This is a genomic window from Hymenobacter agri (assembly GCF_054778495.1).
On sequence record NZ_BAAGZM010000278.1, the window covers coordinates 1 to 5,509 of the forward strand.

Sequence of the window (5,509 nt, forward strand, 5' to 3'; positions counted from 1 at the left end):
GCGGGCACAGCCCTGGCCCTGCCCGCGGGCCCCTGGACGCTGCAGGCGGCCGTCGACTACGCCCTGGCCCATAACCTGAACGTGCGGCTGAGCGAGCTGCAGGCCCAGAATAACCAGCAGATTCTTCGCCAGAGCCGGGCCGCCTTGCTGCCCTCGGCCAACCTCACGGGCTCGCAGTCGTGGCAGTACGGCACGAGCGTGAACCCGCTCACCTACGAGTTCCAAAGCCAGACGGTGCGGGCCAACAACTTTGCCGGTGTCGCGCAGCTAACCCTGTTCCAGGGCTTCCAGCTGCGCAACACCATCCGGCGCAACGAGCTGGACTATAAGGCTAGCTTGGCCGACATCGAGAAGGCCCGCAACGACCTGAGCCTGAACGTGGCCTCGGCGTTTTTGCAGCTGGTGCTGGCCCAGGAGCTGGTGCGCGCCAACCAAGTGCGCGTGGCCAGCGACCAGGAGCAGATTGCCCGGACCCGGATTCTGCTCAAGGCCGGCAGTATTCCGGAAAGCACGCTGCTCGACAGCCAGTCGCAGCTGGCCACCGACGAGCTGAACGTGGTGACGGCCCAGAACCAGGCCGACCTGGCGCGCCTGTCGCTGCTGCAGCTCATGAACATCGACCCGGCCAATGCGGCGGGCTTCGCCATTGCCGTGCCCCCGCTGCCCGACCCCGACGATGAGGTCAACCTGAACTTCGACCTGAACGCCACCTACCAGACAGCTGCCGGCAACCTGCCCGAAATCCGGGCCGCCGAGCTGCGCGTGGAAAGCGCCCGCCGCGGCACCGACCTGGCCCGCGGGGGCTACTACCCGCGCCTGGGGCTCACGGGGCAGGTGTTTTCGGGCTACTCGTCGGTTCGCACGGTCACTTCGGTTGGTACGGACTCAATTCCGCGCCGCAGCACGTTTTTCGTGAACAACAACGGCGTGCAAACCCCGCTCACCGTGACCACCTACCAGCGCAACATCATCAGCCTGCCGCAGAGCTTCTGGGACCAACTGAACCAGAACCTGGGCCAGCAGGTGGCGTTCCAGCTCAACGTGCCCATCTTCAATGGCTTGCAGGTGCGCACCGGCGTGCAGCGGGCCATCATCAACGAGAAGGCCCAGAGCGTGCGCGCCGAGCAGGCCCGTCTCACGCTGCGCCAGAGCATCGAGCAGGCCTACGCCGATGCCCGGGCGGCTCAGCTGCAATACGCGGCGGCCAAGCGCCAAGTGGCAGCCCTTACGCTCACGCAGCGCAACTCGGAAATCCGCTTCAACAACGGCCTGCTGAACGGCACTGAGTTCAACATAGCCAAAAACAACCTCACGTTCGCCGAGTCGAACCGCATCCAGGCGAAATACAGCTACATCTTCCGCCGCAAAGTGCTCGACTTTTACCAAGGCAAGCTGCTGGCACTGTAATTCAATGGGTGAATGGATGAATGGGTGAATGGGTGGATACCCAGGCACTGGTTCTCATTCACCCATTCACCCATTCACTCATTCACCCATTGATTTCGTGAAAAACAACCGTTTACTGTATATTTTAGCTGGCTTGGTGGTGCTGCTGGTGGCTGGCTTCATGCTGGCTAAGAAGAAGGGCTGGGTGGGCAAGCCCACCGGCGTGGAAGTGCTGGTGGCCAAGTCGGGCCCGGCCACCATCGTGGAGAAAGTAAGCGCGTCGGGCAAGGTGCAGCCCGAAACCGAAGTGAAAATCTCGCCCGACGTATCGGGCGAAATCATCGAACTGTATGTGCAGGAGGGCGACTCGGTGCGCAAGGGCCAGCTGCTGCTGCGCATCCGGCCCGATAACTACCAGGCCCAGGTGAACATGCAGAGCGCCCAGGTGGGCACTCAGCGCGCCAATTCGGCGCAGGCGCAGGCCCGCCTGCAGCAGTTGCTGGCTTCGGCCAAGCAAACTGAGCTCACGTACCGCCGCAATGCCTCGCTGTATAAGCAGAAGGTGATTTCGCAGGCCGACTACGAAGCCAGCCAGGCTGCCTACAATGCCTCGCAGGAAGAAATCAACAGTGCCCGTCAGCAGATTCGCGCCTCGCAGAGCACTGTGAATGCGGCTTCAGCCTCGCTGGAGGAAGCCCGCAAGAACCTGAACAAAACCACGATTTACGCCCCCGTCAGCGGCACCGTGAGCAAGCTGAATGTGAAGAAAGGCGAGCGCGTGGTGGGCACTACCCAGATGGCAGGCACCGAAATCATGCGCATTGCCAACCTCAACAACATGGAGGTGCGTGTGAACGTGAACGAGAACGATGTGAACAACGTGAGCCTCGGCGACTCGGTCGATGTGGAAGTGGACGCCTATTCGAGCAAGAACGAGAAGTTCAAGGGCCTCGTCACCAACATTGCCAACACGGCCAAGGATGCCCTCACCGCCGAAGCCGTGACGGAATTCGAGGTGCGCATCCGGCTGCTGCCTGAAAGCTACCAGCACCTGCTGCGCAATGTGCGCGGCAAAACGGTAGTGCCTTTCCGGCCGGGCATGACGGCCTCGGTCGACATCATTACCGAGCGCAAGCCCAACGTGCTGAGCGTGCCGCTGGCCGCCGTGACGACCCGCTCCGACTCGGCGGCGACGAAAGACGATGCCGGCGGCAACGGCCCGCGCGTGAGTGGCCGGGCCAACGGCACGGCCACCGCGGTTGATGACACCAAGCCGCAGAAAATCGACATTCAGGAAGTCGTGTTTGTAGTGAAGGATGGCAAAGCCGTGCTGACACCGGTGAAAACGGGCATCAGCGACTTTCAGAACATTGAGATTTTGAGCGGCGTGCCGGCCGGTGCTACCGTGGTGAGCGGCCCGTTCCGGGCCGTGGCCAAGACCCTGAAAGACGGCTCGCTAGTGGAAATTAAAGACCTGAAAACGCTGAACAAGGAAGCGCTGAAGGAGGACCCGGCGGAAGCTAAATAACCCGCTTCGCAAACTCCCCGCCGGCCTCCGACGGGGAGTTTGTCGTTATTTGCAGTTCTGCTTCCCACCCCAACACTCTTCCACTTGGAAAAAATTGCCATGCTCGGCGGCGGCTCCTGGGCCACCGCCCTCACCAAAATTCTGAGCGAAAACGGCGCGCGCGTCGACTGGTGGCTGCGCTCGAAAGACGACGTGCAGCACCTGCTGCGCACCCGCCACAACCCGCGCTACCTCTCGGCCGTGCAGTTCGATTTGAACCGCGTGCACCCCACCACCGACCTCGACGACGCCATTGAGGAAGCCGACTGGTTGGTGCTGGCCGTACCCGCCGCCTTCGTGCAGCCCGTGCTCGATAAGCTCGACCGCGACGCGTTCAAGCACAAGCGCATTGTGTCGGCCATCAAGGGCATGATTCCGAGCAAAAACCAGCTCGTGACCGACTACGTGGCCGAGCGATTCCGGCTGCCGCACACCCGCCTGGGCGTGATTGCCGGCCCCTGCCATGCCGAAGAAGTGGCCCTCGAAAAGCAGAGCTACCTCACCATCGGCTCGCCCGATGCGGCGCTGGCCGAAGATTTTTCGGAGCTGCTGCGCAACCGCTACGTGCGCGCCCACGCCGCCCTCGACCTCGATGGCATCGAGTACTGCGCCGTGATGAAGAACATCATTGCCCTCACCGGCGGCATTGCCCACGGCGTGGGCTACGGCGACAACTTCCTAGCCGTGCTGGTGAGCAACGCGGTGCAGGAAATCCGCCGCTTCCTGCAGGCCATCAATCCGCAGCCGCGCGATTTGTCGGCCTCGGCCTACCTCGGCGACCTGCTGGTGACGGCCTACTCGCAGTTCTCGCGTAACCGTACCTTTGGCAGCATGGTAGGCCGCGGCTATTCGGTGAAATCGGCCCAGCTGGAAATGAACATGGTTGCCGAAGGCTACTACGCCGTGAAGTCGATTCACGAGTTGAATCGCAAGCTCAAGGTGAACATGCCGATTACCGAGGCGGCGTATAATATTCTGTACGAGCGCATTGCGCCGGCCGTGGAGATGGAGTTGCTGAAGGAGAAGCTGCGGTAATTAGTACAGCACAGGCCGAAGGGGAATCAATTTATAAGGAAACGTTATGGGAGCGTGGGGACACCGCAATTTTGAAAATGATTCTGCCATGGATTTCGTTGGTGATTTTTTGGAATCACCAACCGAAGTTGCTGTTTCGGATACTTTGGGATTCGTGATAGATGCAAGCGCCGATGGAGAGTACATTGAAGTGGGCGAAGCTTCAGCAGCCCTAGCTGCGGCAGAAGTTGTAGCGGCTGTGATTGGCCAAGCGGCTGCTGACTTACCAGAAGAGCTACGGGCAGGTATTGCAGAAATGCATTTTGAAATAAATCCCAAGCTGGTGAGCAAGGCGCGCAAGGCTGTTTCGGTAATTCTACGCAAATCTGAACTGCAGGAATTGTGGGCCGAAGCTGGTGAAATGAACGACTGGCAGCAAGTGCAATCCGGGCTTTTGGCGCGATTGAGTTAAGTATGAAAGTCGTCGGCTTCACCTTCGTGCGCAATGCCATCAAGTACGATTACCCCGTGCTGGAAAGCATCAACTCGCTGCTGCCGCTATGCAATGAGGTCGTGGTGGCCGTGGGCAATTCTGACGACGGCACGCTGGGCTTGATTCAGGATATCAATTCCCCCAAAATCCGCATCATCGAAACCGTGTGGGACGACAGCCTGCGCGAAGGCGGCCGGGTGCTGGCCGTCGAAACCGACAAGGCGCTGGCCGCCGTGCCCGCCGATGCCGACTGGGCCATTTACTTGCAGGCCGACGAGGTGTTGCACGAAGCCGATTACCCGGCCATCCGGGCCGGAATGGAGCGGTGGAAGGACGACAAGGCTGTGGAAGGCTTGCTGCTGAACTACCGCCATTTTTATGGCTCCTACGACTACGTGGGCGATTCGTACCGCTGGTACCGGCGCGAAATCCGCATCGTGCGGCCCGGCATCGGCGTGCGCTCGTACCGCGATGCCCAGGGCTTCCGGCGGGCCGACAACCGCAAGCTGCGCGTGCGGCTCCTCGACGCTACCGTGCACCACTACGGGTGGGTGAAGCCGCCGGCTGCTATGCAGCGCAAGCAGGAAACTTTTAATAAGCTGTGGCACTCCGACGAGTGGGTGGCGCAAAACGTGGCTGCCGCCGAGGAGTTCGACTACAGCCAGGTCGACTCGCTGCAGCGCTTCACCGGCACGCACCCAGCCGCCATGCAGTCCCGCATTAAGGCCCAGAACTGGCACTTCGACCACGACCTGAGCCGCAACCGCTACCGCTTTAAAGACCGGATGAAGCAGGCGCTGGAACGCCTGACGGGCTACCGCCTGGGCGAGTACCGCAACTACGAGCTGCTATAAAACCGCGCCTGCAATGAATTCCTGGCTTCCGCTGGCGCTGCTCACGGCTCTGTGCCTGGCGCTGTATAATTTCTTCATCAAGCTGGCCTCGGAGCATCTGGCGCCCGCCGTGGGGGCCGTGGTGCTGCAGCTGGTAGCCGCGGCCCTGGGCGCCGCGTGGCTGCTGAAGCTAAAGCTGCAGGGGCAGCCGATTGC

General features: G+C 61.3%; 5 protein-coding genes and 1 pseudogene. All 6 read left to right on the forward strand.

The genetic code is table 11. The features are described 5' to 3' along the window. A partial coding sequence (locus ACYVDE_RS13600) for a TolC family protein (protein WP_460502086.1) occupies positions 1–1,407 on the forward strand: 1,407 nt, incomplete at its 5' end. A gap of 97 nt (positions 1,408–1,504) precedes the next feature. Then, a complete protein-coding gene (locus ACYVDE_RS13605; RefSeq protein WP_460502087.1) occupies positions 1,505–2,914 on the forward strand; it encodes an efflux RND transporter periplasmic adaptor subunit in 1,410 nt (469 codons plus the stop codon). A gap of 84 nt (positions 2,915–2,998) precedes the next feature. Continuing rightward, positions 2,999–3,988 (forward strand): NAD(P)H-dependent glycerol-3-phosphate dehydrogenase, encoded by a 990-nt coding sequence (locus tag ACYVDE_RS13610; RefSeq protein WP_460502088.1) that lies wholly within the window; start codon positions 2,999–3,001, stop codon positions 3,986–3,988. Between the two features lie 46 nt (positions 3,989–4,034). Continuing rightward, positions 4,035–4,439: a DUF4259 domain-containing protein gene (locus tag ACYVDE_RS13615; protein ID WP_460502089.1), complete on the forward strand. Its 405-nt coding sequence runs from the start codon at positions 4,035–4,037 to the stop codon at positions 4,437–4,439. Positions 4,440–4,441: 2 nt separating this feature from the next. After that, a complete protein-coding gene (locus ACYVDE_RS13620) occupies positions 4,442–5,314 on the forward strand; it encodes a glycosyltransferase family 2 protein (RefSeq protein ID WP_460502090.1) in 873 nt (290 codons plus the stop codon). Positions 5,315–5,327: 13 nt separating this feature from the next. Next, positions 5,328–5,509 (forward strand): annotated as a pseudogene (locus ACYVDE_RS13625) (EamA family transporter); the annotation flags it as partial.